The following is a 26,531-nucleotide window of genomic DNA, read 5'->3' as shown; positions in this document are numbered from 1 at the left end:
ACTTCCGTGCATTTCGTGGCAGCGCACGGGCTGCCCGTCCGGCGTTTACCCCGGCCTCGTCCGAGGTTCGGGGACCGGTACCGCGGCAAGCAGGGCGCGGGTGTACACGTGGCCTGGAGAGCCGGTTACCTCATCCGTCGGCCCCTGTTCGACGATCGATCCCTTGCTCAGGACGGCGACCCTGTGTGACATGTGCCGGATGACGTCGATGTCGTGTGAGACGAATAGGTAGCTGAGCCCAAATTGGCGCTGCAGGTCGAGGAGGAGGTTGAGGATCTGCGCCTGCACAGAGAGATCCAATGCGCTGGTCGGCTCGTCGCAGATGATCAGCTTCGGTCCCAGGACGAGAGCGCGAGCGATCGCGATCCTCTGTCGTTGACCGCCGGAGAACTCGCGGGGATACCGGTGGAAGGTCTCGGGTGCCATACCTACTTGTGCGAGGACACGTTCCACTTGCGTGGTCGCGTCGCGGCGAGACGCTCGCCGGACGATGCGCAGTGGCTCGGCAAGGGTGCTCCCGATCGTCCTCGAGGGATTCAGTGAACTGTACGGGTCCTGGAAGATGACCTGGAGCTGCTGGCCGAGCGTACGGCGCTGCTCGGAGGTCACGGAAGTGATGTCGGCGCCACGGAACAGCACCTGGCCGCGAGTGGGACGGACGAGCCCGAGGACCGCGTTGCCGATGGTGGACTTACCCGAGCCCGATTCGCCCACCAGCCCAAGCGTCTCGCCGTCGTCGACGTGCAGGCTGACGTTGTCGACCGCGAGCACTGGCCGATCCCCCCGTCGGCGTCCGTCGAACTGGACCCTGAGGTCACGTACCTCGAGAATCCGCTCGATCATCGCGAGCTCCTGTGTACGTCCTCGTACCGAAGGCACCGCACACTGTGAGCTGCTCCGGCGTCGAGCATCGGGATCGGTTCCTCCGTGCATTCGGGCGTCGCGAAATCACACCGTGGCGCGAAGTGGCATCCGACGGGCCAGCTCCCAGGCGCGGGCACGACTCCAGGTATCGCCGGAAGCGCCCGTCCCGGAAGTGACCGACGCGGCATGGAACCCAACAGCCCGAGCGTGTAGGGGTGCGAGGGACGGCCGAACATCTCCCTGGCCGAGCACGACTCCACGATGTGACCCGCGTACATCACATGCGCTCGCTGACACATCTCGGCGACAACTCCCCAGTCATGCGTGATCAGCATGATCGCCATGCCGCGGTCGCGCTGCAGTCTCTGGAGCAGTTGGAGAATCTCGGACTGGACCGTGACGTCCAGGGCCGTCGTCGGCTCGTCGGCGATGAGCAGACTCGGTTCGCCGGCGAGCGCCATGGCGATGGCGACCCGCTGTGCCATCCCGCCCGAGAGCTCATGGGGGAAACGCCCGGCGACACTGATCGGGTCCGGCAGCCGAGCATCACTGAGCAGGTCGAGGCTGCGTGCGCGAACCGCCTTCCGCGATCCCCCATGATGGCGCCGCACCAGTTCGTCTACCTGCTGACCCGCTGTGTAGACCGGGTCCAGACCAGCGATGGGGTCTTGTGCGATCAGAGCGATCCCGGATCCACGCAGGCCCTGGATCGTTCGCGGGCTGGCCGAAGCCAGGTCGATCCCGTTGTAGACAATGCTGCCGCTGGTGACCTGGCCGGCCGCAGGCAGCAACCCGAGGATCGCGCTGCCCAGAACGGACTTGCCGCATCCGGACTCACCGACGAGGCCAACCGTTTCGCCTGCCCGGATGTCGAGGTCGACGCCAGCCACGACCTCGACCTCCCGCGCATTCAGCGAGAGTGAGATCGACACGTCGCGGACGGATAGGAGTGCGTCGTCAGCATTCGCGCCCGCCGGACGACTCGTGATCGAAGCTCGAACCTTGCTGTCGGAACCTGGACGGCGCCCGCTGGCTGGAGCACGACCGGACCGCTCGGCGCCGGCGTCTCGTATGGCGTCGCCGAGTAGAGCCAGAGCCAGCGTCGCCAGGCCCAGCGTTACTCCAGGAGGCACCAAGAGCCAGGGCTGCCGGCTCACGACACTCGATGCCTCGATAATCATCCCGCCCCACGTCGGCGTGGGCGGCTGGGGCCCGAATCCGAGGTATGCAAGGCCAGCGTCGATGAGCAAGGCCCCGCCCGCGAACAAGGAGGCGTGCACGAGGATCGGCCCAGCCACGCGGGGCAGGACGTGCTTCACGACGATGTGCCGGTTCGGGATCCCGAACACGCGCGCTGCCGAAACATACAGTTCTTCCCTGACCCCGAGCGTGACGCCGCGCACGATTCGCGCGAACCCCGGAGCCGCGAGCACGCCCAACGCGATCATCGCGATGGTCATGTCGCCGTCGAACACGCTGAGCACCACCAGCAGGATGACCAGAGCGGGGATGGCGATGACGACATCGATCAGCCAGGTGAACACGCGGTCCGCCCACCCGCCGAAGAACCCCGCGACGAGGCCCCAGCTCACTCCGACCAGGAGGAATGTCGTCACGGCGATCGCGGCGTGTGCCATGCTCAGTCGGCCGCCGAACATCAGCCGGCTCAGCACATCCCTGCCGAGTGAGTCGGTACCGAGCCAGTGGCCTGCTGTCGGCCCGGACAGGATGTGGTTCAGGTCGACGTCAGACGGATCGTAGGGCGCCAGGAAGCCGGCGGTGACCGCCGCGAGAACCACGGCGAGTAGGTACCCGAGCGACAGTACCGCGAGTGGTTGCTGGAACACGGCACGCCAAAGGCTGCGCCCCCGCCCGTCCGGTCGATTCCGCCCGGAAGCGCCCAGGGGGGAGGCGATGCCGTCCATGTCGACGGCACCCTCGCTGTGCGGGACTGTCGTCGTCATGTCACACGCACCTTCGGGTTGAGCCAGCCATAGACGAGGTCCACCACCAGATTCGTGATGACGACGATCAATGTGAAGATGACGACGACGCCTTGGACGATGGGGAGATCGTGGCCGAGGGTCGCTTGAACGGCGAGCCGGCCCATGCCTGGCAGGGCGAACACGCTCTCGATGAAGACCGCACCGCTGAAGAGACCGACGAAGAGCATGCCGACCATGGTCACCACCGGTATCGCGGCGTTGCGCAACGCGTGGCGGAACACGATGGAAGGCTCCGACGCGCCGTTGGCACGCAGGAACCGGACATACTCCTGAGAAAGCGACTCCAACATCGAATCGCGGGTCTGCTTGGCGAACCCCGCCATACTCGCGAGCATCAGTGTCCCCACGGGCAGGATCAGGCTGAGAACCCAGCCCCGTGGTGACACATCGATGGGCACGTACCCCGTGGCTGGCAGGAGTCCGAGCGTCACCGAGAACAGGGTCATGAAGACGAGGGCGAGCCAGAAGTTGGGGAGTGCATAGCCCACCAGGGAGAGGACGTCGACAACGCGTCCGAGCCGTCCGCCACGAACGGCGCTGAGAACGCCGACCGAGACACCGACCAGCGCCGTCGCCGCCGTGCCCAGGAGCACCAGCGACGCAGTCACGGGCAGTCGGCTGAGGATGGCGGAACTCACGTCGAGCCCGCTGACGGGCGAGACGCCGAGATCACCGGTGATCGCCTGGCTGAACCACTGCCAGTACTGCACCATCAGCGGTTGGTCCAAGCCGAGCTCGTGACGCAAGGCCTGATACTGCTGCTCGGGACAGCTCGCCGTCTCCCCCGCGCAGCCGAGGATCGTCTTGGCGACATCGCCGGGCGCCAACGTCTGCAGGACGAACGTCAACAGGGAGATGAAGAACACCAGGGCCACGGAGATGAACAGTCGACGTGCCACCAGTCGCGTCATGGTCGCGCACTCCTTCGTCTCACCGCGGCCGATACCGACCCTGGACCCCGCGCGCTGTCAGCGACGCCAAATACTGGCGCCTTTCTGCTGTGGATCGTCGACATTACCCACCGTTCGACGACGCCGGCCGGAGTTCCGTCACTGTCGGCACGCTCTGGAAGTTCGCCCAGGGGACGTCCACGACGTCGGCGTCGTACAAGACGGACTCCCCCTGGAGATAGACCGGAAGAAACCAGGCCAACTCGGCCACGCGGGCGACGATCTGGCCGTTGAGCTCGTCCAAGGTCTTCTCGTCCGCGACCAAGGCCTGCTGGTGCAGTTCGACCAGGGTGTCGTCCAGACTGTCCGCCGGGTTGTTGAGCGCGTCGGGCAGCCAGAAGTAGGTGGCCATCTGGACCGGCGGGGAGATGCCCCAGCCGAGGAAACCGGCTCCGTATTCGCTGTTTCCGGCATCGTCCGCCTGGTCCATCTGTTCATCGGCGTTGATCTCGAGCACGACACCGACATCGCCCAGATTGTCGGCGATGGCTTGCGTCAGCTGTTCGCCGGCAAAAGTTCGGACCGGCAGCGTGAAACCGTCTGCGTATCCCGCTTCGGCCAGCAGCTCCCTCGCTTTGTCCGGATCGTACGGGTAGTACCCGTCGTCGTTCCATCCACTTTGGTCGGGAGCCGACAGCTGGTCGGTCGGGCTTCCCGAGTCACCGACCAACGCGGACGCGATCGCCTCACGGTCGACGGCATAGTTGAGCGCTTGCCGGACTCGCACGTCACCGAGCGCTGGCACGACCTCCCCGTCGCGATCCCAGATGTTGAGGCCCGCGACGATCGGAAAGCCAGGTCCCGCGACCGAGAGACCGGCCGCCCGGCCTGAGTCAACGGTGGCGGACGTCGCCATCCCCGCGTCCAGCTGCCCTGCCTGCAGTGAGGCGAGCGCAGCACTCTCCTCTGGCAGGAATGAGACGACGACCTCGTCCCAGTGGACATCGTCGGGGCTCCAGTAGTCGGGATTCGACACGAACGTGTAGTGGTCTCCGTGAACCGTCCTGCTCGCGTCCAGCTGATATCGCCCCACACCGAAGGTCTCAGTAGCAAGACCAGCCGGATCGGCCAGCGCGGCCGGGCTGATCATGGCGCCGGCGCCACTCTGCGTGAACAGCGACGGCAACAAGGGATTCGGCGTTGCGAGATGGATGCGGACCGTGAGGTCGTCGACCACCTCGACCTCCGAGACCGCGGCGAGCTGCGCCGCGGACTGACTGCCAACCGCCGGGTCGCGCCGGTACTCGAGATTGGCCTTGACTGCCTGGGCGTCCAGAGGCGTCCCGTCGACGAACGCGATGTCGGGACGGAGCGACAGCTCGAAGGTGGTGTTGCCATCACCCACGTACTCCCACGAGGTCGCGAGCTGCGGTTGCAGACTGCCGTCCGGTGCTTGGTAGATCAGGACGTCATAGGCCAAGGCCAACATGTCGTTCCAATGTGGGTCCCTGGCAGGATCGAGTGTCGCCGGTGGCGTCGGTCGCGCCTGGTATCTCAGAATGCTCGGCGAGCTGCCGGCACTCCCGGCATCCCCTCCACCAGCGCCAGGGTCGGTCGACTCTGTGGAGCAAGCGCTCAATGCCAGCAGAGTCATCATGATCGACGACACCAGCACGGCCTGGCGCCTGGATACGCGTGTGTCTCGCGACGTACGGTTCATCGTGGTTCCCTTCTATCCACGCAGGACCTGGTCACCAGGCCGGGGCATGGAACGGACTGCGAGTTCGGTGATGCCCTGGTCGTGCCTCGAACGTCCTGCCGTCGGGAAGGCGGACCTCCGCGGTCGTCCCGGGAGGCACGGTGACGTCGAGGCTGAACCGCTCTCCGTCGACCCGCCAGGACGACCGAATCCGTCCGTACGGGCTGTCGTGGGTCGCCTGCGCCGACGTGATGCCGCCGCCGGGCCGCGGCTCGATCATGAATCTCCTGTATGCGGGTGCCGAGTCCAGCATTCTGATCCCGGCGGTGTAGCGGTGGAGGAATGACACGACCGCGCCCTTGCTGTAGTGGTTGAGTGAGGCGTTCGGCGTTCCGGTCTTGTCGATGCCGTTCCACTGTTCCCAGATGGTCGTGGCACCGCGGTCGATCATGGCGAGCCACGAGGGCTCCGTGTCCTGGAACAGCAGCTCGTAGGCGACGTCGAGGTGCCCGTTGTCCGCCAGGACCGGAAGCAGATACGGCGTGGCCAGGAATCCTGTGCCGAGGTGGTTGTCCGCCTTCCTGATCAGGTCGACCAGGCGTTCCGTGGCACCTGGCCGGAACTCCGGAGGCAGCAGGTCGAAAGCGAGCGCGCGTACATAGCTGGCTTGGGTGTCGGGTTCGATGGTGCCGTCCTCGCGGATGAACTCGGTCTGCCAAGCGAGCCGCACAGACTCTGCGAGGTCCGAGTACCGGCCGGCGTCGGTCGCGCGGTCCAGCGCTGCCGCGACCTGTGCGAGCAATCGCGCCGAGTGATAGAGGTACGCGGTAGCGATGGTGCCGTGGTCTCGGGCCCTGAGCTCGGCGATGGTGGCACCGCTCATGTCCGCGCCCGGCTCAAGCCACTCACCCCAGTGGAACCCGGTGTCCCAGAGGAACGGCTCATGCGGTGCCGACGCCGGCCTTGCGGCCTTCCTGAGGAGGTGTCGGTGCTCACGAGCAGTGCGCGCGGCGTAGTCCACCCATGAGGTCATCGAGGGCCACTGTTGTTCGAGCACCTCGAGGTCGCCATAGGCACGGTAGACCTCCCAAGGGACGATGACGGCGGCATCGCCCCACCCCGCCGATCCGGGCGGGAAATCGGCGTAGAACGAGTCCGGCTCCGGGTTCGGTACGCAATGCGACACGACACCGTCAGGACGCTGGTCGGCGGCCAGGTCCCGGAGCCATTTCACCGAGAATCCGGCGACGTCGTACAGAAACGCCGCCGTAGAAACGAAGATCTGCCAGTCGCCGCTCCAACCCGCTCGCTCACGGGTCGGACAGTCAGTGGGTATGTCGCAGGCATTGCCGCGGAAGCTCCAGACGGCCGCCTCGTGCAGCTTGTTCACACGGTCATCACTGCATTCGAACCAACCTGTGCGGCGCAGGTCGGTGTGCACGACGACTCCGGTCACGTCGTCGACGTCAAAGTCCTCCGGATGGCCTTCGACCCGTGCGTAGCGGAATCCGTGGGTGGTGTGCCGAGGCTCGAACGTGGCCCCTGGCCGACCCGTAGTCGTCACCTTGTCGGTCTGGAACGACCCGGAGTGCTCGGGGTCGAGCCCTGTGACGTGATCGACGGTCACGTCGCCGTCATGGTCCAGCGCCTCTCCGTATGTCACCGTCAGGGTTGTACCTTCGGGACCAAGCTTGGAGAGCCGGATCCAGCCATTGACGTTCTGTCCGAGGTCGATGACCTGGCGCGTGGCGGACACACGCGTGACGGATACCGCACGCAGCTCCTCAATGCGGCGTACCGGAGGCGCCGGCGAACTGCGAAGCCGCTTCGGATCGAAGTCCCGCGTGCGTACCGGGTCACCGGTACCCCGCTCCGCCCGCAGGTCGACGACCTGCCCATGCCAAAGGTCGGCAGTCCGCACGACGCTGGCAGCCGCGATCCAGTCCGGTCCGGTCCCGAACCTGGCCAGCGAGCCGTCGGTCTGAAGCACATGGAGTTGAGCCAAGAGGCCAAGTGGAACGTGCCGGTAACGCCGCGTCCACTTGACCCAGCCGCCGGACAAGACCGCGTCTAGCTTGTTCTGCCCGACGACGATCAGGTCAGTAACGTCGAATGTCTGCACCTGCAGGGTCGATTCGTAACTCGTGAAACCTGGCGTCAGCTCGGCGTCGCCAACGCGTTCGCCGTTGATGAAGAACTCGTAGATGCCGTGCGCCGTCACATGCAGTCGTGCCCGCTCACAGGAACGATCAACGCGCGCCACACCGCTGACGAGATGCGCGGGATGCGGCGACGTCGAGCCGGCCGGCGGCTGAGGCGGCTCGATCCACTGTGCAACCCAGTCATCCGCAGCGAGCAGGCCCATCTCCCACCAGGCCGGCTCTGCCCACGCACTCTCGCCCGCGTCGGTCCACACCTTCACCGTCCAGTCGAGCCGCTCCCCGGAGCGCAGTGGCCGCCCAGCGTAGGGGACGAGCAGGGACTGATCTGATGCAACGCGGCCGGAATCCCAGCCGCCGGCCCGCAGACGATAGGCAGTTTGCCTGTTGGCGCCGGACGGCAGACGCCACGACAGCCTGGGAGTCGCGACCGTCAGTCCCAAAGGGTGTTCGACGTGCTCGACGCGCAACTGGGTCGGTACCATCATCAGCCGCAAACTCCTTCTGAGCCGATCGCGGACGTCGTTGAGTCCCTCGCCTCGGGTGACCTGCGGTGGAACAGGCCGGTCCCGGTGGCCACATCTCGGATCACCCACACATCGCTAGGGACCGGATGCCTGGATGCCGCCGACCGGTCACCTTGACGTAACGTTGACGATCCCAGATCGTTTCACTGGACGACATTGTCAGTTCAGGCGATTCTCTTCCCGGATAGCGAGGTGGCCGATGACACGCCCGGCACAGTCGGTGGCGACCCGATTCGAGGACTTCGGGCTGACCGCGTTCACCTTCCGCCGCGAGCGCAAATTCGGCCAGCCACACGACCTGCGCGGATCGCCGCTACACACGCACCTCGAGATCGAGTTGCATTTCGTCGAGTGCGGAGCGATCAGCCTCGACTGTGGCGGTCGAGAAGACCGCTTGCACCGCGGTGAGCTCCAGGCGTTCTGGGGCGGTATCCCTCATCGCGACGTCGACCCGGAACCGCCACTGACCGTCTATCACGTCGCGCAGCTCCCGATCGTCAACGTGCTGACATGGGAGGGATCGGCCGAGATCCTCGACCGCCTACTCGCGGGCGAGGTCGTACGGTCGGCGCCGGAATTGCTCGATCGCACCGCGGACCAACTCGCCTTCGCCCGCTGGACCTCTCACCTGGCCACCGGCGATCATCGCCTCCGCGCCGCGGTCGAGATGGAGATCCAGGCTCGCCTCCTCCGTCTCCTCGTCGACACCGCCTCGATGACACGCTCAGCTGCACCTCACACCGGAACGGCTACTGCCGATCTCGTAGCCCGCGCCATCCGATATGTGACACGGCATTTCGTCGAAGAGATCACCATCAAGGACGTCGCACAAGCGGTCGACAAGCACCACGACCACCTGATGGCGAGTTTTCGTCGCATCTGCGGCGTCACCTTGTGGGAGTACGTCACCCGGCTCAGGCTCAATGAGGCTCAACGCCTTCTCGCCACCACCGATCTGCCGATCCTCGCGGTGTGCCACCGCTCCGGATTCAGCTCGACGAGCCGCATGTACGAAGCCTTCCACCGATATCACGGACAGACGCCCGCGAGCTACCGCCGCCAGCAGCACGTCGGGCCTGGCGTCACTGCGGGGTTGTGAGAGCGCAGCGCGGTGGGTGGCATCATCCGGGCCCGTGATATGCGGATAACTGCCGCATTGTTCCTCGATCGGGACGGTAGGTCGGATCGTTCTCGACGGTCTCCCACCGCCAGTCCCGAACGTCAGTGGAATCGGTATCGAGTTTCACGTTCTGCTCGAGCAGCGCACGACGCAGGTCACGGACCGCCAGGTCTCGTGGCGCCACGCCAGAGCTCGCCGACAGCGACGCAGCAACCCCGGCGGCTTGGCCCATTGCCATACACGGACCCTTGACACGGTAGGAAGCATGCGCCTCGAACGTGCCGGAGATGCACCTGCCCGCCACCACGAGCTGGTCGATGTCGCGCGGAATCAAGGCGCGATAAGGAATGTCGTACCTGCCCCGCCTCACCGGCCCGCTGCCCACTCGGAAGCCAACCTGGCCGGTGCCGGCCGGCTCATGGATGTCAGCAGGAAAGGACACAGTCGCGACAGCGTCCTCGAACGATCGACCGCTGGCGACGTCATCGCCTGTCAACACATACTCCCCCGTGATCCGGCGCGTTTCGCGGACACCGACCTGCGGAGCAGTCTCGATGAGATGGGCGTCGGCGAACTCCGCAACGTGCCTGCGGAGGAAGTCCACCACGGCGAGCGTCTGACGGCGTCCGTCGATCTCGGCTCTCGTCAAGTCACGTACATCCGTGCCGTCCACGTCCCGGACGTGGACGAGCATGACGGCCACCTCACCCGGATTCGGCAGGTGAATAGCCCACGGGTAGTCGTACGGCAGTCGATATTCGTCGCCGGTCCGCTCGATCGCCTGTTCGATGAGATCACGTAGTTCCGCGTTGCGCCGCTGTACCCACGTCACGCCGCCTAGTCGGAACATCGTGGTCATGGGCTGCATCAGCCCGTCGTCCCGGCCCTTCTCGAAATGAGCTCCTGCCCGAGCGGCTACGTCGCCATCACCCGTGCAGTCGACGACCACCCTGGCGAGCACCGCAAATCGGCCGGATTTGGTCTCGATCACCACGCCCTTGACAGCACGCCCCGCACGCAACGTCCCGACGACGAAGGTGTGGTAGAGCAAGTCGCTGCCACTGTCCAGGACGAGATCCTCACTCACGTGCTTCCAGAGCTCCGGATCGAACGAGATCTTCCAGCCCTCCGCTCCCCATCCCCCTCGCGACCCAAGGCGATCGATCACGTCAGCGTTGACTCCACCGTTCTGGTGCGAGTCCCAATGAGGCACGACCAGCCCTGCGGTCGCCATGCCGCCGAGGAAGCCGTGCCGTTCGAGGAGCAGCGTCTTCGAGCCGCTCCGCGCGGAGGCGATGGCTGCCGCTGTACCCGCCGGGCCGCCGCCGCAGACTAGGACGTCGACATCCGCCAGGACCGGAAGCTCACGCGCTTCCTCGTGGACCCATGCGCGGATCTCCACAGGTGGAGCACTCGTGGCACGCACCACTCCGGACCCAGGCGGTCCCTCAGCACCACCGTTGGACCGGGTCCGCGCAAGACCCGCCGCAGTGTGCCGTAGGTCTGGCCACTGTGTTGCCTCCACCGACACGCGAAGCGTCGATCGTTCGGGATCGAAGCTCATAACAGAATCCCCACCACTCGATGTCTTGGCATAACTGACCGTGCCACTCGGTTTCGTCCCGTGACATTCCCGATTCATCGATCATTGTTCCCGGATGACGAGTCGGACTGGGCAAGCGGCACCACACCCGTCAGACTCGACTGGATAGTCGCCGGCCACCTCGGCCGCGAGGCCCCAGTTCCAAGGAGCCGCTTCGGCGGAACGGGGACGTCGACACCCTTCAGCGGGCGTGTCTAGAAGCTGCTCCTGCTACTGGAGTCGCCGCTGAGGCGCCTCCTGCGGGGCGCCCTGCGCCGGGCACGCGCGTACCGTGACCGGGCAGAATCCGCCCCCTACGCCCGTGATATCCGACCGCTTAGCGTCAAGCCGAGGAGCCAGTATCTTCATCAAGATCTCAACGAGGTGCTGTGATGATCGGCGACGCAGGACCCAACCAGGGCGTGGGCCTCCGCATCGGCATTATCGGCGCAGGCGGCCACGCGACACACCAGATCTATCCGTGCCTAGACTCCCTTCCGGTCCGACTTGCCGCCGTCTGCGATATCGACGAGGTCAAGGCCGAACACAATGCGCGAAGGTTCGGAGCCGACTCCGTGTACGCCGACCATTCGACCATGCTCAGCGACGCGAGCCTGGATGCGGTCATCGTGTGTGTGGGCGCTGACCACCATTCCAAATTGGCGATTGACGTCATGGAAGCCGGACTGCCCGTCTGGACGGAGAAGCCGCCGGCCGCGTCGGCGGCAGACGCCGCCGCTGTCTTGGCGGCCAGCCGAAGGACCGGCCAGATCTGCATGACGGGTTTCATGAAGCGATTCGCGCCCGTATATCGGCGCGCTCGTTCAGCTGTGGCGTCGCCGGACTTCGGACCGCCGTGCCTTCTTGCAATCGACTGGTCCTTCGGCGTAGCGGAGAGCAGCTGGTTGGAGATGTTCCTTCTCGACTTCGGAGTGCACATGGTGGATCTGGCCCGCTATATGTTCGGCGAGGTCACCGAAGTGTTTGCGCGCGATCACTTCGGTGTCGCGTACGCCGTGACTTTGACCTTCGCCAACGGAGCTGTCGGCACCCTGAGCATGACCGCGAATAGAGGTCTCGACATCACCGAAGAAGTACACCTCACCGGCAGCTACGGGAACCATCTGACCATCGACCGCTCTGGGCGCTTGATGAGGTACCGCGGCAATACCGTGTTGGACTACTATGATCGGCCACTCGCCCTCCAGGACAGCCTGGTGGACATCGGCTATCAGGGTGAGTTGGCCGAGTTCGTCTCTGCCGTTCGAGATCGACGCGAGCCTGAATCGTCGATTGCCAGCAGCTACGAGACCATGAGGGTCTACGACGCGATCAGACACTCGGCCCAAGAGCTGCGCGTCGTGTGCCTCGACGAGATCGACGCGCGCTCCTGAACAGCGCCGACCAGCCGGGAGATGGAGACTTGATGGACTACCGCAGGATCGATCACGTTGGACTCACCGTCGGTGATGTTGACCGATCAGTAGACTTCTATACGTCTATGTTCGATCTCACCGTGATCGGCCGAGGCGATGGAGACGCCGACTGGATCGCGCGCGGTCTGGGATTCGCCCAGGTCAAGCTCGCTACGGCACACCTCGAGGGCGAGAACATCCGGCTCGAGTTGATCCAGTACGTTGAGCCGCCTGGGAGACCCGATGCGCCGCGGAACAACGATGTCGGCGCGGCCCACATCTGCTTTCCCGTCCTCGACATCGAGGAGGCTTACAACGACCTGTCCGCGAAGGGCGCGCGCTTCATCGCGCCACCGAGCCCGTCGCACATGGACGGCAGGGGCTTCCGCTTCGCCTATCTGCTCGACCCGGACGACATCGCCGTCGAGATTCTGCAGCACCAGCGGAGCTCGTAACGGGCGCGTCGGGCAACTGCACTACGACGCGTCACACTGGCCGCTGCGCGCCGAGATCATGGGCGGCACCGTCCCGGCCTGAGAGCCCACGGTGTGACGGTGGACGTACGACAAGGCCCCGCCGAATCCGGCGGGGCCTGACGTGACCACGCTTCAGATGGTGCGGACGTTCTCCGCCTGCGGGCCCTTCTGGCCCTGGGTGATGTCGAACTCGACCCGGGCGTTGTCCTCGAGCGTGCGGAAGCCGCTGGAAGCGATCGCGCTGTAGTGCACGAAGACGTCCGCGCCGCCACCGTCCTGCTCGATGAAGCCGAAGCCCTTCTCACCGTTGAACCACTTGACAGTGCCCTGCGCCATGCTGTGTTGCTCCTCTTCGTGGGTTGGTATCAACCGCCGCAGACCCTAGCACGCCGCTGACCGGCCCTATTGCTGCCGCTCCCGCGCACGCCTCTTGCCCTCGTGCATGGCGGCGACCCGCGCGACCGGAATGGTGTGGCCTTCGTCGACGAGATCGGAGGGGAGACGCTGGGGCTCAGGCATGGCAGCGGCCCAGGGATCGGCGCCGCCGAGGAGGGCGGGAGCGGAGTGGACGGTGAAGTCGAGCGGGGAGACGGAGTCGAGGCGATCCCAGCCGACCGGGAACGAGACCGGCAGGCCCGGCCGCAGCCGCGGGCTGTACGCCGCGACGACGGTGGCGCCGCCAGCCCGGGTGGAGTCGAGGAACACCTTGCCGTCGCGGTCGTCCTTGATGTACGCCGTGGTGGCCAGCGCGGGGTCGAGCCGCTCGGCGCGGGCGGCCAGCGCCCGGGTGGCGGCGGCGACGTCCTCGTGCGAGTGCGGTTGGAGCGGCACGAAGATGTGCACGCCCTTCGAGCCGCTGGTCTTCACCGCGCCGGCCAGGCCGTCGTTCTCGAGGGCGCGGCGGACGAGGTGTGCGGCGGCCGCGGCGACGGCGAACGGCTCGCCCTCGGGCGGGTCGATGTCCATGATGAGGTGCGTCGGGACGTCCCACCGCTCGGCCAGCACCAGCGTCGGGTGGTACTCGACGGCCCGCTGGTTGGCGAACCACAGCAGCGTGCGGCGGTCGTTGCACAGCGCGTACGACACCTCGCGCTTGGACGCCTGCGCCCACAGCTTGACGGTCGGGATCCAGGACGGCGCGTACTTGGGCACGTTCTTCTGCATGAAGCCGGGCTGTCCGGGCCGGACCCGGACCACCGACAGCGGCCGGCCGGCCAGCCCCGGCAGCAGGCGCTCGTGCACGGCGTCGAGGTAGTCGACGAGGTCGCGCTTGGTGGCGCCGTCGTCGTCGGACAGCGGCTGGTCGAGGTGGGTCAGCGGGACGCCGTCGCGTTCCTCGTCGGCGCTCATGGAGCCAACCTATCCCCCGACGAGGCGCAGACCCCAGGTGAGCGTCCACGTCTCGTCGGGCAGCAGCCAGCGCAGCGCCTCACCGGTGCGCAGCGCGTTCGGCGGCGCCGTCATCGGCTCGACGGCGACGGCGTCGACGGGGCCGTCGGGGCCCGGGAAGTAGTCGGTGACCCACAGCTGGACGTAGCCGAACGCGGGCTCCTGCCACAGCTCGAGCGTGCGGCCGTCTGGCGCCCGCAGCGACGTGGTGACGACGCCGCCGGCGACGTCGAGGTCGGTGAAGCAGCCGTGCGCGGTGCCCTCGCCGGGCCGGACGCCGCCGCGGAGGTCGTGACCGGTGCCGGTGACGTCGAACGTGCCGGTGGGGATGCTCCGCTCGTCGAGGTGGAAGGCCCGGCCGGCGGGCAGGGTGAGGGTGAGGTCGCGCGCGGGCACGTCGCCGATGCGCAGGTACGGGTGCGCCCCGACGGCGACGGGCGCGGGCCCGGCGCCGGCGTTGCGGATGCGGTGCCTGACGTTCACGCCGTCGGGGGTGAGCTGGTAGTCGACGGAGGTGTCGAGCGTGAACGGGTAGCCGGCCTGCGGCGTGATCGGCGCGGCCAGCGTGACGGACGCGGCGCCGCCGCCGGCGTGGGTGTAGCGGGCGGTCAGCAGCAGTCCGTGCACGGCGTGCCCGGCGGCCTCGGTGATGTTCAGCTGCTGCTCGACCCCGGCGTAGTTCCAGCGGCCGCCGTCGACGCGGTTGGGCCAGGGGACGAGGACGGCGCCGGCGGCCAGCGGCGGCGGGCCGAAGGCGGTGTGCGGCTCGACCAGCTCGGTGCCGCCGACGCTCAGCGAGCGCAGCGCCGCCGCGAACTCGGACACGACCGCACGGGTGTCGCCGAGCTGGATCGCATGGGTGCTCTCCACGGGCTCTCCTCGCTCAGGTGACGGTCCGGCCGCGGTCACTGTAGCCGGGCGCCCGATAACCTGCCCGCGACGCCATCGACGCACGGAGGGCCCGCATGCCGCTGATCGACGCGCACCAGCACTTCTGGGACCCGTCGGCGGTCGCGTATCCGTGGATGGATCCGGCCGACACCGTCATCCACCGGCACTACGGTCCGGAGCACCTGGCGCCGCACCTGGAGCGGCACGGAATCGCCGGGACGGTGCTGGTGCAGTCGGCCGACAGCGACGAGGACACCGACGCCATGTTCGCCGTCGCCGCGGGGTTCCCGGCCGTGCTCGGCGTCGTCGGGTACGTGCCGCTGGAGGACCCGGCGCGCGCCGCGGACCGGCTCGCCGAGCTGGCGGCGCGGCCCGGCTTCGTGGGCGTCCGCAACCTCATCCACGACCGGCCCGACCCCGACTGGCTGCTGCGTCCCGAGGTGATCGACGGGCTGCGGCTGCTGGAACGCGCGGACGTCCCGTTCGACCTGGTCGCGGTGCTCCCCCGTCACCTGGAGGTGCTGCTGGAGCTGAGCGAGCTGCTGCCTGAGCTGCGCGTCGTCGTCGACCACCTGGCGGCGCCGCCGTTCGGCGCCGACCCCGGGCCGTGGCGCGAGCGGCTGGCCGCCGTCGCGGCGAACCCGCGGGTGCACGCGAAGGTGTCCGGCCTGTACCCCGAGCCCGGCACCGACCTGCGCCCGTGGATCGACACCGCGGTCGAGCTGTTCGGCCCGGACCGCCTGATGCTGGGCAGCGACTGGCCGATCGCCGAGCGGGCCGGCGGGTTCGACCCGGTGTGGTCCGCGCTCGTCGAGGTCGTCGACGGGTACGGGCCGGACGTCGCGACGCCGCTGCGGTCGGTGACGGCGCGGCGGTTCTACCGGCTCGGCGAGGGCGCCCGCTGAGGCTCGGGCCGCGTCGCTGCTCGGGTAGTTTTCCGGTATGCCGAATCCTGCGGAAGAGCAGAACCCGTTCGACACGATCAGCGAGCTGCCCTACCGGCTGCCGCCGTTCGACCGCATCGAGAGCGCCCACTACCGTCCGGCGTTCGAGCGCGGCATGGCCGATCAGCGGGCCGAGGTCGAGGCCATCGCCACCGACCCGGAGCCGCCGACGTTCGAGAACACCGTCGTGGCGCTCGAACGCTCCGGCCAGCTGCTGCACCGAGTGGCCGCGGTGTTCTTCAACCAGGCGTCGTCCGACAGCGACGACGAGATCCAGGCCATCCAGGCCGAGGTGTCGCCGAAGCTGGCGGCGCACTCCGACGCCATTCACCTCGACGGACGGCTGTTCGCGCGCATCGACGCGCTGCTGGGGTCGGCCGACGACCTCGACCCCGAGTCGCGGCGGCTGCTGGAACGCACCCACCTCGGCTTCGTCCGCGCCGGCGCCGGCCTGAGCGCCGAGCAGCAGGACCGGCTGCGGGCCGTCAACGAGGAGCTGTCCGGCCTCGAGACGGCGTTCCAGAACAAGCTGCTGGCCGACACCAACGCCTCCGCCGTCGTCGTCGACGACGCCGCACAGCTGGCCGGGCTGTCCGCCGACGCCGTCACGGCCGCCGCCGAGACCGCCCGCGAGCGCGGCCTCGACGGCAAGCACGTCATCACGCTGGGGCTGCCCAGCGGCCAGCCGGTGCTGACGTCGCTGACCGACCGCGGGCTGCGCGAGCGCATCCACCGCGCGTCCGTCGGCCGCGGCGCCAACGGCAACGAGCACGACACCCGCGAGACGGCCGTGCGCATCGCGACGCTGCGGGCCGAGCGGGCCGCCCTGTTCGGCCACCCCGACCACGCGACATACGTGCTCGAGGACCGCACCGCGCAGACCCCGGCCGCCGTCCACGACATGCTCGGCAAGCTGACCCCGGCCGCCGTCGCCAACGCGCACGCCGAGGCGGCCCAGCTGCAGGCCGCCATCGGCGACGAGTTCGAGCTGCGCGCGTGGGACTGGGCGCACTACTCCGACCAGGTGCGGCGCGCGACGTACGACATCGACGCCGCCGAGCTGCGGCCGTACTTCGAGCTCGACCGGGTGCTGCGCGACGGCGTCTTCTTCGCCGCCGGGAAGCTCTACGGCCTGTCGTTCACCGAGCGGCACGACCTCGTCGCCTACCACCCCGACGCCCGCGTCTTCGAGGTGTCCAACGCCGACGGCAGCGGGCTGGGCCTGTTCATCGGCGACTTCTTCACCCGCGACTCCAAGCGCGGCGGCGCCTGGATGAACTCGTTCGTCGACCAGTCGGCGCTGCACGGCACCCAGGCCGTCGTCGTGAACAACCTCAACATCGTCAAGCCGCCGGCCGGCGAGCCCGCGCTGCTGACGTTCGACGAGGTCAACACGATGTTCCACGAGTTCGGCCACGCCCTGCACGGCCTGTTCTCCGACGTCACCTACCCGACGTTCTCGGGCACCCACGTGCTGCGCGACTTCGTCGAGTTCCCGTCGCAGGTCAACGAGATGTGGGCGGTCTGGCCCGAGGTGCTGGCCAACTACGCGGTCCACCACGAGACCGGCGCGCCGCTGCCGCAGGACCTCGTGCAGCGGCTGCTCGACTCCCAGATCTGGGGCGAGGGCTTCGCGACGACGGAGTACCTGGCGGCGACGCTGCTCGACCTCGCGTGGCACGAGATCTCGGCCGGGACCGTCGTCGACGACCCGCTGGCGTTCGAGGCGGCCGCGCTCGAGCGGGCCGGCGTCGCGCTCGACGCCGTGCCGCCGCGCTACCGCACGTCGTACTTCGCGCACATCTTCGCCGGCGGCTACAGCGCGGGCTACTACTCCTACATCTGGAGCGAGGTGCTCGACGCCGACACCGTCGAGTGGTTCAAGGAGAACGGCGGCCTGCGGCGCGAGAACGGCGACCATTTCCGGCGCACGCTGCTCTCCCGCGGCGGCAGCGTCGACGCCATGCAGGCCTTCCGCGACTTCCGCGGCCGCGACCCGCAGATCGAGCCGCTGCTCGTCCGCCGCGGACTGGCCGGGTAGGCGCCGGGTCGCGCAGCCGGTTCTGGACAGCTTGGTCCAGAACCGGCTACGGTGACGGGCATGGCCCGGCCCAGGGAGTTCGACCCCGACTCCGTCGTCGACGCGGCGATGGACGTGTTCTGGGTGAGCGGGTACACCGCCACCTCGACGAACGATCTCTGCGAGGGCACCGGCCTGGCTCGCAGCAGCCTCTACAACACGTACAAGAGCAAGCGCGACCTCTACGAGGAGGCGCTGCGCCGCTACGGCCGGCGCACCCGCACCGAGCAGGCCGAGCTGCTGGCGCGCGACGGGCCGGTGCGCGAGGTCGTCCGCGGCTTCCTGCTGCGCGCCGTCGACACCCAGCTGGGTGACCCGGCGCGGCGCGGCTGCCTGGCGCTGAACGCGGCCGTCGAGCTGGGCGGCGCCGACGCGGCGGTCGCCGAGCTGACCCGCGACGACTTCGACACGATCGTCGCGACCATGCGGGCCCTGATCGAGCGCGGCCAGGCCACCGGCGAACTGTCCCCCGGCGACGCCCTCGCCAAGGCCCGCCTGGTGCACGCCGCGCTCACCGGCATCCACGTCGTCGGCAGGGTCGCCGAGGACCGCGCCCGTCTCACCGACATCGTCGACGCGCTCGTCGACAGCCTCTGAACCGGGAGCCCTCGTGCGCGTACCGCCGGCCGTCTACGTCCTCGGCTCGAGCGTCTTCGTCCTCGGCACCACCGAGTTCATGATCGCCGGGCTGCTGCCCGAGATCGCCACCGACCTCGACGTCACGATTCCGCAGGCGGGGCTGCTGATCTCGGCGTTCGCCATCGGCATGACCATCGGCGCGCCGGTGATGGCGGTCGCGACCCTGCGGCTGCCGCGCAAGGCGACGCTGCTGGCGGCGTCGGCGGTGTTCCTGGCCGGGCACGTGCTGGCCGCGCTGGCGCCGTCGTACGAGCTGCTGATGGTCGCGCGGGTGGTGTCGGCGGTCGCGACGGGCGCGTTCTGGGCGGTCGCGGCGGTGGTCGCGGTCCGGCTGTCCCCGGCGGACGCGACGGCGCGGGCGCTGGCCGTGCTGGTCGGCGGGCTGACGCTGGCCAACGTGCTGGGGGTGCCCGCGGGCACGTGGGTCGGCCAGCAACTGGGCTGGCGGGCGGCGTTCTGGTCGGTGGCCGCGTTGAGCGTCGTGACGGCGGCCGCGGTGGCCGCGCTGGTGCCGCGCGCGGCCGGGGCGAGCACGGCGCCGCCGCGCGTGCGCGACGAGGTGCGGGTGTTCCGCGGCCGGCGCATCTGGCTGGCGCTGGCCACGACCGCGGCGTTCCAGGCGGCGATGTTCGCGGCGTTCTCCTACTTCGCGCCGCTGCTCACCGACGTCGCCGGGCTGGACGAGGCGGACGTCCCGCTGGTGCTGGCGCTGTTCGGGGTGGGCAGCTTCCTCGGCATCACCGTCGGCGGGCGCATCGCCGACCGCGGGCTGTTCCTCAACATCGTCGGCAGCCTGGTCGCGCTGGCGGTGACGATGACGGTGCTCGCGCTGGTGTCCGGCAGCACCGCCGGCGCGATCGCCGCGGTGTTCGCGGTCGGCGTGGCTGGGTTCTCCATCGCGCCGGGGCTCAACGCCCGGGTGTTCGTGGTGGCGGGCGACGCGCCGACGCTGGCGTCGTCGGTGAACACGTCGGCGTTCAACGTCGGCAACACGCTCGGCCCGTGGCTGGGCGGCGCCGCCATCTCGGCCGGCTGGGGCTACGTCGCGCCGGTCTGGCTGGCCGCCGGGCTGGCGCTGGTCGCGCTCGGCGTCGCCGTCGCGGCCTGGGACCAGGAGCGACGACACGAGCGCGCGCTCGTCGCCGTGGGCCGTCCCGCCCTGGCCACCTGCGACGCATAGAGTCGGGCCATGGACAGCGTTCGCATGGTGGAGCAGTGGCCGGTCGGCCACGCGGCGACGGCGGTCGTGCGCGCCGACGGCACCCTGGCCGGCGCGCACGGCGACCAGCAGCGGCAGTTCCGGCTGGCGTCGGTGACGAAGCCGCTCACCGCCTACGCCGCGCTCATCGCCGTCGAGGAGGGCGCGGTGCACCTCGACGACCCCGCGGGTCCCGAGGGCTCCACCGTCGCGCACCTGCTGGCGCACGCGTCCGGGCTGGCCTTCGACGAGCACAAGGCCGCGTGGGCGCCCGGCCGGCGCCGGCTCTACTCCAACTCCGGGTTCGAGCAGCTGGCCGACCACGTCGCCAAGCGCTCCGGCATCCCGTTCGCCGACTACGTCCGCGACGGCCTGCTCGGGCCGCTCGGCATGACCGGCACGGTGTTCGAGGGGTCGCCGGCGTCGGGGGCACGGTCGACGGTGGCCGACCTCGCGCGGTTCGTCGCCGAGCTCATGGCCCCGGCCCTGCTCGACCCGGCCACCGTCGAGCAGGCCACGACGGTGCGGTTCCCCGGTCTCGACGGTGTGTTGCCGGGGTTCGGCATGCAGCGGCCGAACGACTGGGGACTCGGCTTCGACCTCCGCGACGGCAAGTCGCCGCACTGGACCGGCAGCACCAACTCGCCGCGCACGTACGGCCACTTCGGCCAGGCCGGCACGTTCTTCTGGGTCGACCCCGACGTCGGCGCCGCCTGCGTCGCGCTGGCCGACCGCGACTTCGGCAGCTGGGCGGCCGAGGCCTGGCCGCCCTACAGCGACGCCGTCATCGCCGAGCTGCGGGCCTGACGGGCCGGCCGATTCAGGCGCGCTGTGAGCGCCTACAGGACGTCGCCGAGTGATTCGGCAGTGAGGACGCGGGCGGTCCAGTTCTCCAGCTGCGCGCTGGAGGCGGCGTGAGCCTCGGCGCGCCCGCGGACCTCGCCTTCGCTACGAAGCATCTCCGCGGTGGTCACGTAGGCCTCCTCCGCCTCGGGTCCGAGTTGCGTGAACAGCTGGTGCAACTGGTCGGCAGGCGTCTCGCTGGCGCAGGTCGTCGGTCCAGTCACGGAGGTCGTCGTCGAGACGGGGGTTGCCGGCGGCGATCTTGAGTAGGAGCAGCGTGATCCGGGCTGGCGGGGTCAGTGGCCGAGCCCGCAGCGCCCGCTCGTCGAGACGGGCCAGGTCGTCGAGCAGGAACCGGAACCGGGGCAGGTGCCCTCGCGCCGCCTCGATGACCTCGCCGTCGAGGTCGAGCAGGTCGGCGACATCGGCAGGGCCACTCCCAGATGCGCACGACGTAGCGCAGCATCCGGAACGGCATCAGCGGATCGGTGCTGCTCTGGTGTTCGATCAGGACGTAGAGGAAGGCCTCGCGGCCCTCGACGGGTGCGGTGAACAACAGGGTCGGAGTGCCGCCATCGAGCCGGTCGGTCACACCAGCCGGAAGGACGGCTCGCAGCTGCGATGCGGCGTTCACGGGTTCACCGAGGACCCGTCGAACACCGCATCGTGCGGATTCGGCTGAACGGACATGGTGGGAAAGGTACGGGGCGGGACTGACAGGGTGGCGCCGCGGCTGCGGCAGAATGCGTGCGGTGCGCATCGGGATCCTGGGACCGCTGGAGGTCCGTGCCGACGACGACTCGTCGGTGTACGTGGCCGGCGCGCGGCTGCGCACGCTGCTCATCGCGCTGGCGCTGGCGCCGGGCCGGCTGGTGCCGATCGCCCAGCTGATCGACGGCATCTGGGGCGACCAGCCACCGGCCGGCGCCGCGAACGCCCTGCAGGCGCTGGTGTCGCGGCTGCGGCGCGCGCTCCCAGGGCTGGCGCTCGAGTCGCACCCGTCCGGCTACCGGCTGGCGCTGGACCCGGACGCCGTCGACGCGGCGCGGTTCGAGCGGGCGGCCGCGGCGGCCCGGTCGGCGGGCGACGACGCGGCCTTGGAGGACGGGCTGCGGGTGGCGCTGGCGCTGTGGCGCGGGCCGGCGCTGCTGGACGTCGCGAAGTCGGAGTACTTCGCGGCGGCCCGGACCCGGCTGGAGGAGCTGCGGCTGACGGCGACGGAGGACCGCGTCGAGGCGGCGCTGCGGCTGGGCCGCGGCGCCGCGCTGACCACCGAGCTGACGACGCTGGTCGCCGAGTACCCGCTGCGCGAGCGGCTGGTGGGCCAGCTGCTGCGGGCGCTGGTCGCGGCCGGGCGCCCGGCGGCGGCGCTGGCGGCGTACGAGCGCACCCGCGAGGCGCTGGCCGACGAGCTGGGCACCGACCCGTCGGCCGAGCTGACCGCGCTGCACACCGCCATCCTGCGCGGCGAGCTGCCGCCGCCTTCCGCGGGGCCGGCGTCCGCGCCGATGCCCGCGCCGGCGCCCGCACCCGCCGACCGGCCGGCCCCGCGGACCAACCTGCGGGCCGGGCTGACCAGCTTCGTCGGCCGTGACGCCGACGTCGCCCAGGTGCGCGCCCTGGTCGGCGAATACCGCCTGACGACGCTGACCGGGCCGGGCGGGTCGGGCAAGACCCGGCTGGCCGGCGAGGCGTCGCGCGGGCTCGTCGAGGCGACGCCCGACGGCGTGTGGATGGTCGAGCTGGCGCCGGTCGGGCCCGGCGCCGACCTGCCCGCCGCGGTGCTCAGCGCCCTCGACCTGCGCGACCAGATGTTCCCCGCCGCGCCCGACGACAACACCGCCGGCCGGCTGGTCGCGGTGCTGCGCTCGCGCGCCGCGCTGCTGGTGCTGGACAACTGCGAGCACGTCATCGACGCCGCGGCCGAGCTGGCCGAGCGGCTGCTCGGCGAGTGCCCCGGCCTGCGCATCCTCGCCACCAGCCGCGAGCCGCTGGGCATCACCGGCGAGGCGGTCTGGCCGGTGGAGCCGCTAGCGCTGCCGCCCGAACACGACGGCGCCGCCGGCGACCTGCTGGCCTTCGACGCCGTCCGGCTGCTGGCCGACCGCGCCCGCGCGGCGCGTCCCGGCTTCACCGTCACCGAGACCGACGCGCCCGCCGTCGCCCGCATCTGCCGCGCGCTCGACGGCATGCCGCTGGCGATCGAGCTGGCCGCGGCCCGGCTGCGCACGATGACGGTCGAGCAGCTGGCGGCCCGCCTGGACGACCGGTTCCGGCTGCTCACCGGCGGCAGCCGCACCGCGCTCCCCCGCCACCAGACGCTGCGCGCCGTCGTCGACTGGAGCTGGGGGCTGCTGCCCGAGCGGGAGCGGGTCGTGCTGCGCCGGCTCGCGGTCTTCGCGCACGGCGCCACGGCGGAGGCGGCGGCGCGGGTGTGCGGCGACGGCGCCGACGTGCTGGACGAGCTGATCGCGCTGAGCGACAAGTCGCTGCTGATGGTGCACGACGACGGCGACACGCCGCGGTACGCGATGCTGGAGACGATCAAGGCGTACGGCCTCGAGCGGCTCGACGACGCCGGCGAGCGCGACACCGTCCGCCGGGCCCACCTCGGCTACGTCACCGATCTCGTCGAGCAGGCCGAGCCGCACCTGCGCCGGGCCGAGCAACTGCAGTGGCTGCGACGGCTGGGCGCCGTCCACGACGACCTCGCCGTCGCCCTGCGCGGCGCCGTCGCCGCCGGAGACGCCGGGGCGGCGGTCCGGCTGGCGACGGGCGCCCTGTGGTACTGGTGGCTGTCCGGTCACCGGGCTGAGGGCGCCGAGCTGACGACCGAGGCGCTCGCGGCGCCCGGCGAGGGCGACGACATCGTCCGGGCCACCGCCTACGCGGGGCTGGCGATGATCGCCACGGCCGGTCTCGGCGACGAGCGCGAGGTGCGCGGCTGGATCGACGAGGCCGAACGGCTGTCCCGCGGCAACCGGACCAACCCGCTGCTGCGCATGGTCGGCGGCATGGGCGACTTCATGAAGTACGGCGACGAGATCTTCACCGAGTCGATGACGAAGCTGCTCGACGACGAGGACCCGTGGGTCCGCGCGCTGGGCCGGCTCAACCAGGCGCGGTTGCTGCCGATGGCCGACCGGCTGGCGCCGTGCGAGCTGGCGCTGGCGGAGTTCCGCGGCACCGGCGAGCGATGGGGCATCTCGTTCGCGCTGACCACCCTGGCGGACCTGCTGGCGCGGCAGGGCGACCTCGCCGGCGCGCTGCGTCACTACGAGGAGGCGGCCGGCGCCGCCGGCCAGGTCGGCACCACCGAGGACCTCGTGTTCATGCGCGGCAAGGAGGCCCAGCTGCGCTGGCTGCTCGGCGACGCCGAGGGCAGCGCCGCGACGCTCGCCTGGGCCGACCGCGAGGCGACCGGCCTGGCCTGGCCCGACTCCGTCGCCGGGCTCGCGCTCTACGGGAGCGACCTCGCCCGCTGGGCCGGCGACCTCGGCACCGCCCGCAGCGAGTTGGCCCGGGCCGAGGCGCTGCTGACGACCATCTCCGTCCACCCGCTGTTCTGGGCCATGGTGTACGACTCCCGCGGCCACCTCGCCGCCGCCGGCGGCGACCTGGCGACGGCGGGCAGCGAGCGCGCGGCGGCGGCCGGCCTGGCGCTGACCGTCGGCGACGAGGACGTCATCGGGCGGGTGCTGGTCGGTCTCGCCGACCACGCGCTCCGGGTGGGGCGGCCCGCCGACGCCGCCTGGCTGCTGGCGTCCACGACGGCGCTGACGGGCGGTCTGGACCGGTCCCGCGCCGAGCCGGTGGCCGCCGAGACGGCCGTCCGCGCCGCTCTCGGCGACGAGACCGCCGCCGAGCTGACCGCCGCGGCCGAGCGCGAACTCGCGGACCTGGACGCGACGACGGCCATCTCGCGGGTGCGCGAGATGGCCGAGTCGGTGCTGGGGCGGCCGGTCACCGGACCGGAGGCCGGCGGAACAGCCTGAGCGCCCAGAGGTAGCCGGCGATCCCGATCGCCGCGGTCCAGGCCAGCGCGAGGACGGCGTTGGAGCCGATCTCGGTGCCCAGCAGCAGCCCGCGCACGGTCTCGATCACCGGGCTGAACGGCTGGTACTCGGCGAACCAGCTCATGCCGGCCGGCAGCGAGTCGGCGGGCACGAACCCGCTGCCCAGGAACGGCAGCAGCACGAGCAGCGTGGGCAGGTTGCTGGCCGTCTCGACGCTCTTCGCCTTGAGCCCGAAGGCCACGGCCAGCCACGTCAGCGCGATGGAGAACGGGCAGATCAGCCCGATCGCGGCGGCCCACTCGGCCACGTTGCCGTTCGTCCGGAACCCGATCAGCAGGGACACCCCGATGACGATGGCCAGGCCGACCAGCGTCTGCAGGAAGCTGCCGATCACGTGCCCGGTGAGCACCGCGCCGCGGGAGATGGCCATGGTGCGGAACCGGGCGATGATGCCCTCGTGCATGTCCATGGCGACGGAGATCGCGGTCCCCTGCACCGACGCCGACACCGTCATGAGGATGATGCCGGGCACCAGGTAGTTGATGTAGTCGCCGCGGTCGCCGGCCGGCCCGCCGAGCCCGGCGCCGAGCGTCGCGCCGAAGACGTAGGCGAACATCAGCAGGAAGATCACCGGGATGCCGATCAGCTGGACGGTCATCGCCGGGTAGCGGACCCAGCGGCGCATGTTCCGCCGCAGCATCGTGCGGGAGTCGCGGGCGGCGAGGGTGAGGGTGCTCACCGGACCAGCTCCTGTTCGGTGGGGCGACCCGTCAGCGCGAGGAACACGTCGTCGAGGTCGGGGGTGTGGACGGTGAGCGACGCGACCTCGATCGAGGCGACGTCGAGGTGGTCGAGGACGGCGCGCAGCGAGTGCACGTCGCCGTCGCTGGGGATCTGCAGGGCCAGCGCGGCGTCGTCGCGGGTGGAGCCGGCGAACGTGCGGGCCGCCTGGTCCAGCTCGGCCGGGTCGGTGAACTGCAGCCGCAGGTGCCCGCCCGGGATCAGCCGCTTGAGCTCGTCGGACGTGCCCTCGGCGACGATCTTGCCGTGATCGAGCAGCGCGATGCGGTCGGCCAGCTCGTCGGCCTCCTCCAGGTACTGCGTGGTGAGGAAGATCGTGACGCCGCCGGCGACCAGCTCGCGGATCGCCGTCCACATGGTGCGCCGGGTGCGCGGGTCCAGGCCGGTCGTCGGCTCGTCCAGGAAGATCACCTTCGGGTCGCCGACCAGCGTCATCGCGAGGTCCAGCTTGCGGCGCATGCCGCCGGAGTACATCGACGGCGGCTTCGTCGCGGCGTCCACCAGGTCGAACCGCTCCAGCAGCTCGGCCGTCCGGCGGCGGCCCTCGGCGCGCTCCAGGTGGTGCAGGTCGGCCATCAGGAGCAGGTTCTCCTCGCCGGTGAGCAGGTTGTCGACGGCGGAGAACTGGCCGGTGACCCCGATCGCGCCGCGCACGCCGTCCGCGTCGGTGGCCAGGTCGTGACCGGCGACGCTGAGGCTGCCGCCGTCGCCCTGGATCAGGGTGGAGAGGATCTGCACGGTGGTCGTCTTGCCGGCGCCGTTCGGGCCGAGCAGCGAGAAGATCGTCGCCTCGGGGACGGTGATGTCGATGCCGTCGAGGACGACCTGCTCGCCGTACGACTTGCGCAGGCCGGTCGCGGCGATGGCCGCCGGTCGGTCGAGTGTCATGGCTCCTCGTTTCGTGGTCTTCGGTGCCGATGTGACCACTCTGGGTCCGGGTCCTGACGCGGCCGTGAGACCGCGCTGACACGGCGCTGATACGGCCGCTGACA

General features: G+C 69.9%; 22 protein-coding genes. 9 read left to right on the top strand and 13 right to left on the bottom strand.

Annotated elements, in window-relative coordinates:
• Window positions 1-45 precede the first annotated feature (45 nt).
• The 5 genes from BLV02_RS08660 to BLV02_RS08640 all read right to left on the bottom strand — a co-directional run bounded on the left by BLV02_RS08660 (window position 46) and on the right by BLV02_RS08640 (window position 8,106).
• On the bottom strand, window positions 46-843 hold the full coding sequence (locus BLV02_RS08660; RefSeq protein ID WP_069110894.1) for an ATP-binding cassette domain-containing protein: 798 nt from the start codon (window positions 841-843) through the stop codon (window positions 46-48).
• Window positions 840-2,828 (bottom strand): dipeptide/oligopeptide/nickel ABC transporter permease/ATP-binding protein, encoded by a 1,989-nt coding sequence (locus tag BLV02_RS08655; protein ID WP_074946239.1) that lies wholly within the window; start codon window positions 2,826-2,828, stop codon window positions 840-842. Before BLV02_RS08655 ends, BLV02_RS08660 begins: the two co-directional genes overlap by 4 nt.
• Entirely contained in the window at window positions 2,825-3,781 is a 957-nt protein-coding gene (locus tag BLV02_RS08650; protein ID WP_069110895.1) for an ABC transporter permease, read from the bottom strand. Before BLV02_RS08650 ends, BLV02_RS08655 begins: the two co-directional genes overlap by 4 nt.
• 103 nt (window positions 3,782-3,884) lie before the next feature.
• Window positions 3,885-5,240: an ABC transporter substrate-binding protein gene (locus BLV02_RS08645; RefSeq protein WP_171906714.1), complete on the bottom strand. Its 1,356-nt coding sequence runs from the start codon at window positions 5,238-5,240 to the stop codon at window positions 3,885-3,887.
• A gap of 271 nt (window positions 5,241-5,511) precedes the next feature.
• Complete coding sequence (locus BLV02_RS08640) at window positions 5,512-8,106, bottom strand: family 78 glycoside hydrolase catalytic domain (protein ID WP_069110897.1); 2,595 nt, start codon at window positions 8,104-8,106, stop codon at window positions 5,512-5,514.
• A gap of 238 nt (window positions 8,107-8,344) precedes the next feature.
• On the opposite strand from BLV02_RS08640, the gene BLV02_RS08635 reads away from it, so the two are divergent.
• Window positions 8,345-9,244, top strand: coding sequence for a helix-turn-helix domain-containing protein (locus BLV02_RS08635; protein ID WP_171906715.1), 900 nt, complete (start codon window positions 8,345-8,347; stop codon window positions 9,242-9,244).
• Between the two features lie 22 nt (window positions 9,245-9,266).
• On the opposite strand, the gene BLV02_RS08630 is transcribed toward BLV02_RS08635, so the two are convergent.
• Window positions 9,267-10,667, bottom strand: a complete 1,401-nt coding sequence (locus BLV02_RS08630; RefSeq protein ID WP_069110899.1) for an FAD-dependent oxidoreductase — start codon at window positions 10,665-10,667, stop codon at window positions 9,267-9,269.
• 572 nt (window positions 10,668-11,239) lie between these two features.
• Here BLV02_RS08630 and BLV02_RS08625 point away from each other — a divergent pair.
• Window positions 11,240-12,241 carry a Gfo/Idh/MocA family protein gene (locus tag BLV02_RS08625; protein WP_141711522.1) on the top strand — a complete coding sequence of 334 codons (1,002 nt, stop codon included), beginning with the start codon at window positions 11,240-11,242 and terminating at the stop codon, window positions 12,239-12,241.
• 32 nt (window positions 12,242-12,273) lie between these two features.
• The gene (locus BLV02_RS08620; RefSeq protein WP_069110901.1) at window positions 12,274-12,717 is read left to right on the top strand and encodes a VOC family protein; all 444 of its coding nucleotides are present in this window, start codon (window positions 12,274-12,276) and stop codon (window positions 12,715-12,717) included.
• Between the two features lie 153 nt (window positions 12,718-12,870).
• Here the strand turns inward: BLV02_RS08620 and BLV02_RS08615 are convergent, their stop codons facing one another.
• The 3 genes from BLV02_RS08615 to BLV02_RS08605 form a co-directional block, all read right to left on the bottom strand.
• Complete coding sequence (locus BLV02_RS08615; protein WP_053205609.1) at window positions 12,871-13,074, bottom strand: cold-shock protein; 204 nt, start codon at window positions 13,072-13,074, stop codon at window positions 12,871-12,873.
• Window positions 13,075-13,140: 66 nt separating this feature from the next.
• Complete coding sequence (locus BLV02_RS08610) at window positions 13,141-14,088, bottom strand: DNA polymerase domain-containing protein (protein ID WP_069110902.1); 948 nt, start codon at window positions 14,086-14,088, stop codon at window positions 13,141-13,143.
• Window positions 14,089-14,097: 9 nt separating this feature from the next.
• Complete coding sequence (locus tag BLV02_RS08605) at window positions 14,098-14,997, bottom strand: aldose 1-epimerase family protein (RefSeq protein WP_069110903.1); 900 nt, start codon at window positions 14,995-14,997, stop codon at window positions 14,098-14,100.
• Between the two features lie 95 nt (window positions 14,998-15,092).
• On the opposite strand from BLV02_RS08605, the gene BLV02_RS08600 reads away from it, so the two are divergent.
• From BLV02_RS08600 to BLV02_RS08580, 5 genes are read left to right on the top strand one after another with little or no spacing between them, the layout of a single operon-like run.
• Window positions 15,093-15,923 carry an amidohydrolase family protein gene (locus BLV02_RS08600; protein ID WP_069110904.1) on the top strand — a complete coding sequence of 277 codons (831 nt, stop codon included), beginning with the start codon at window positions 15,093-15,095 and terminating at the stop codon, window positions 15,921-15,923.
• A gap of 37 nt (window positions 15,924-15,960) precedes the next feature.
• Window positions 15,961-18,003 carry a M3 family metallopeptidase gene (locus BLV02_RS08595; RefSeq protein WP_069110905.1) on the top strand — a complete coding sequence of 681 codons (2,043 nt, stop codon included), beginning with the start codon at window positions 15,961-15,963 and terminating at the stop codon, window positions 18,001-18,003.
• Window positions 18,004-18,063: 60 nt separating this feature from the next.
• The gene (locus tag BLV02_RS08590; protein ID WP_069110906.1) at window positions 18,064-18,639 is read left to right on the top strand and encodes a TetR/AcrR family transcriptional regulator; all 576 of its coding nucleotides are present in this window, start codon (window positions 18,064-18,066) and stop codon (window positions 18,637-18,639) included.
• A gap of 13 nt (window positions 18,640-18,652) precedes the next feature.
• A complete protein-coding gene (locus tag BLV02_RS08585) occupies window positions 18,653-19,861 on the top strand; it encodes a Cmx/CmrA family chloramphenicol efflux MFS transporter (RefSeq protein WP_069110907.1) in 1,209 nt (402 codons plus the stop codon).
• A 9-nt stretch (window positions 19,862-19,870) separates the two neighbouring features.
• A complete protein-coding gene (locus tag BLV02_RS08580) occupies window positions 19,871-20,686 on the top strand; it encodes a serine hydrolase domain-containing protein (RefSeq protein WP_069110908.1) in 816 nt (271 codons plus the stop codon).
• 32 nt (window positions 20,687-20,718) lie between these two features.
• Here BLV02_RS08580 and BLV02_RS08575 read toward each other — a convergent pair whose 3' ends face one another.
• The gene (locus tag BLV02_RS08575) at window positions 20,719-20,946 is read right to left on the bottom strand and encodes a hypothetical protein (protein ID WP_069110909.1); all 228 of its coding nucleotides are present in this window, start codon (window positions 20,944-20,946) and stop codon (window positions 20,719-20,721) included.
• Window positions 20,943-21,482: an Rpn family recombination-promoting nuclease/putative transposase gene (locus BLV02_RS38495; protein ID WP_425432570.1), complete on the bottom strand. Its 540-nt coding sequence runs from the start codon at window positions 21,480-21,482 to the stop codon at window positions 20,943-20,945. Before BLV02_RS38495 ends, BLV02_RS08575 begins: the two co-directional genes overlap by 4 nt.
• Here BLV02_RS38495 and BLV02_RS08565 point away from each other — a divergent pair.
• Window positions 21,475-24,717 carry an AfsR/SARP family transcriptional regulator gene (locus BLV02_RS08565; protein ID WP_069110910.1) on the top strand — a complete coding sequence of 1,081 codons (3,243 nt, stop codon included), beginning with the start codon at window positions 21,475-21,477 and terminating at the stop codon, window positions 24,715-24,717. The two genes, BLV02_RS38495 and BLV02_RS08565, sit on opposite strands and share 8 nt — an antisense overlap.
• Here the strand turns inward: BLV02_RS08565 and BLV02_RS08560 are convergent.
• Together BLV02_RS08560 and BLV02_RS08555 are read right to left on the bottom strand one after the other, a co-directional pair.
• Complete coding sequence (locus BLV02_RS08560; RefSeq protein WP_069110911.1) at window positions 24,686-25,477, bottom strand: ABC transporter permease; 792 nt, start codon at window positions 25,475-25,477, stop codon at window positions 24,686-24,688. The genes BLV02_RS08565 and BLV02_RS08560 overlap by 32 nt on opposite strands.
• Complete coding sequence (locus BLV02_RS08555; protein ID WP_069110912.1) at window positions 25,474-26,427, bottom strand: ATP-binding cassette domain-containing protein; 954 nt, start codon at window positions 26,425-26,427, stop codon at window positions 25,474-25,476. Before BLV02_RS08555 ends, BLV02_RS08560 begins: the two co-directional genes overlap by 4 nt.
• Window positions 26,428-26,531: the final 104 nt, after the last annotated feature.

Origin of the sequence: Jiangella alba, from assembly GCF_900106035.1 — a bacterium.
Classification (GTDB): domain Bacteria; phylum Actinomycetota; class Actinomycetes; order Jiangellales; family Jiangellaceae; genus Jiangella; species Jiangella alba.
The sequence above is the reverse complement of the archived record's forward strand: the minus strand, read 5'-3'. Positions and strand labels throughout refer to the sequence as shown.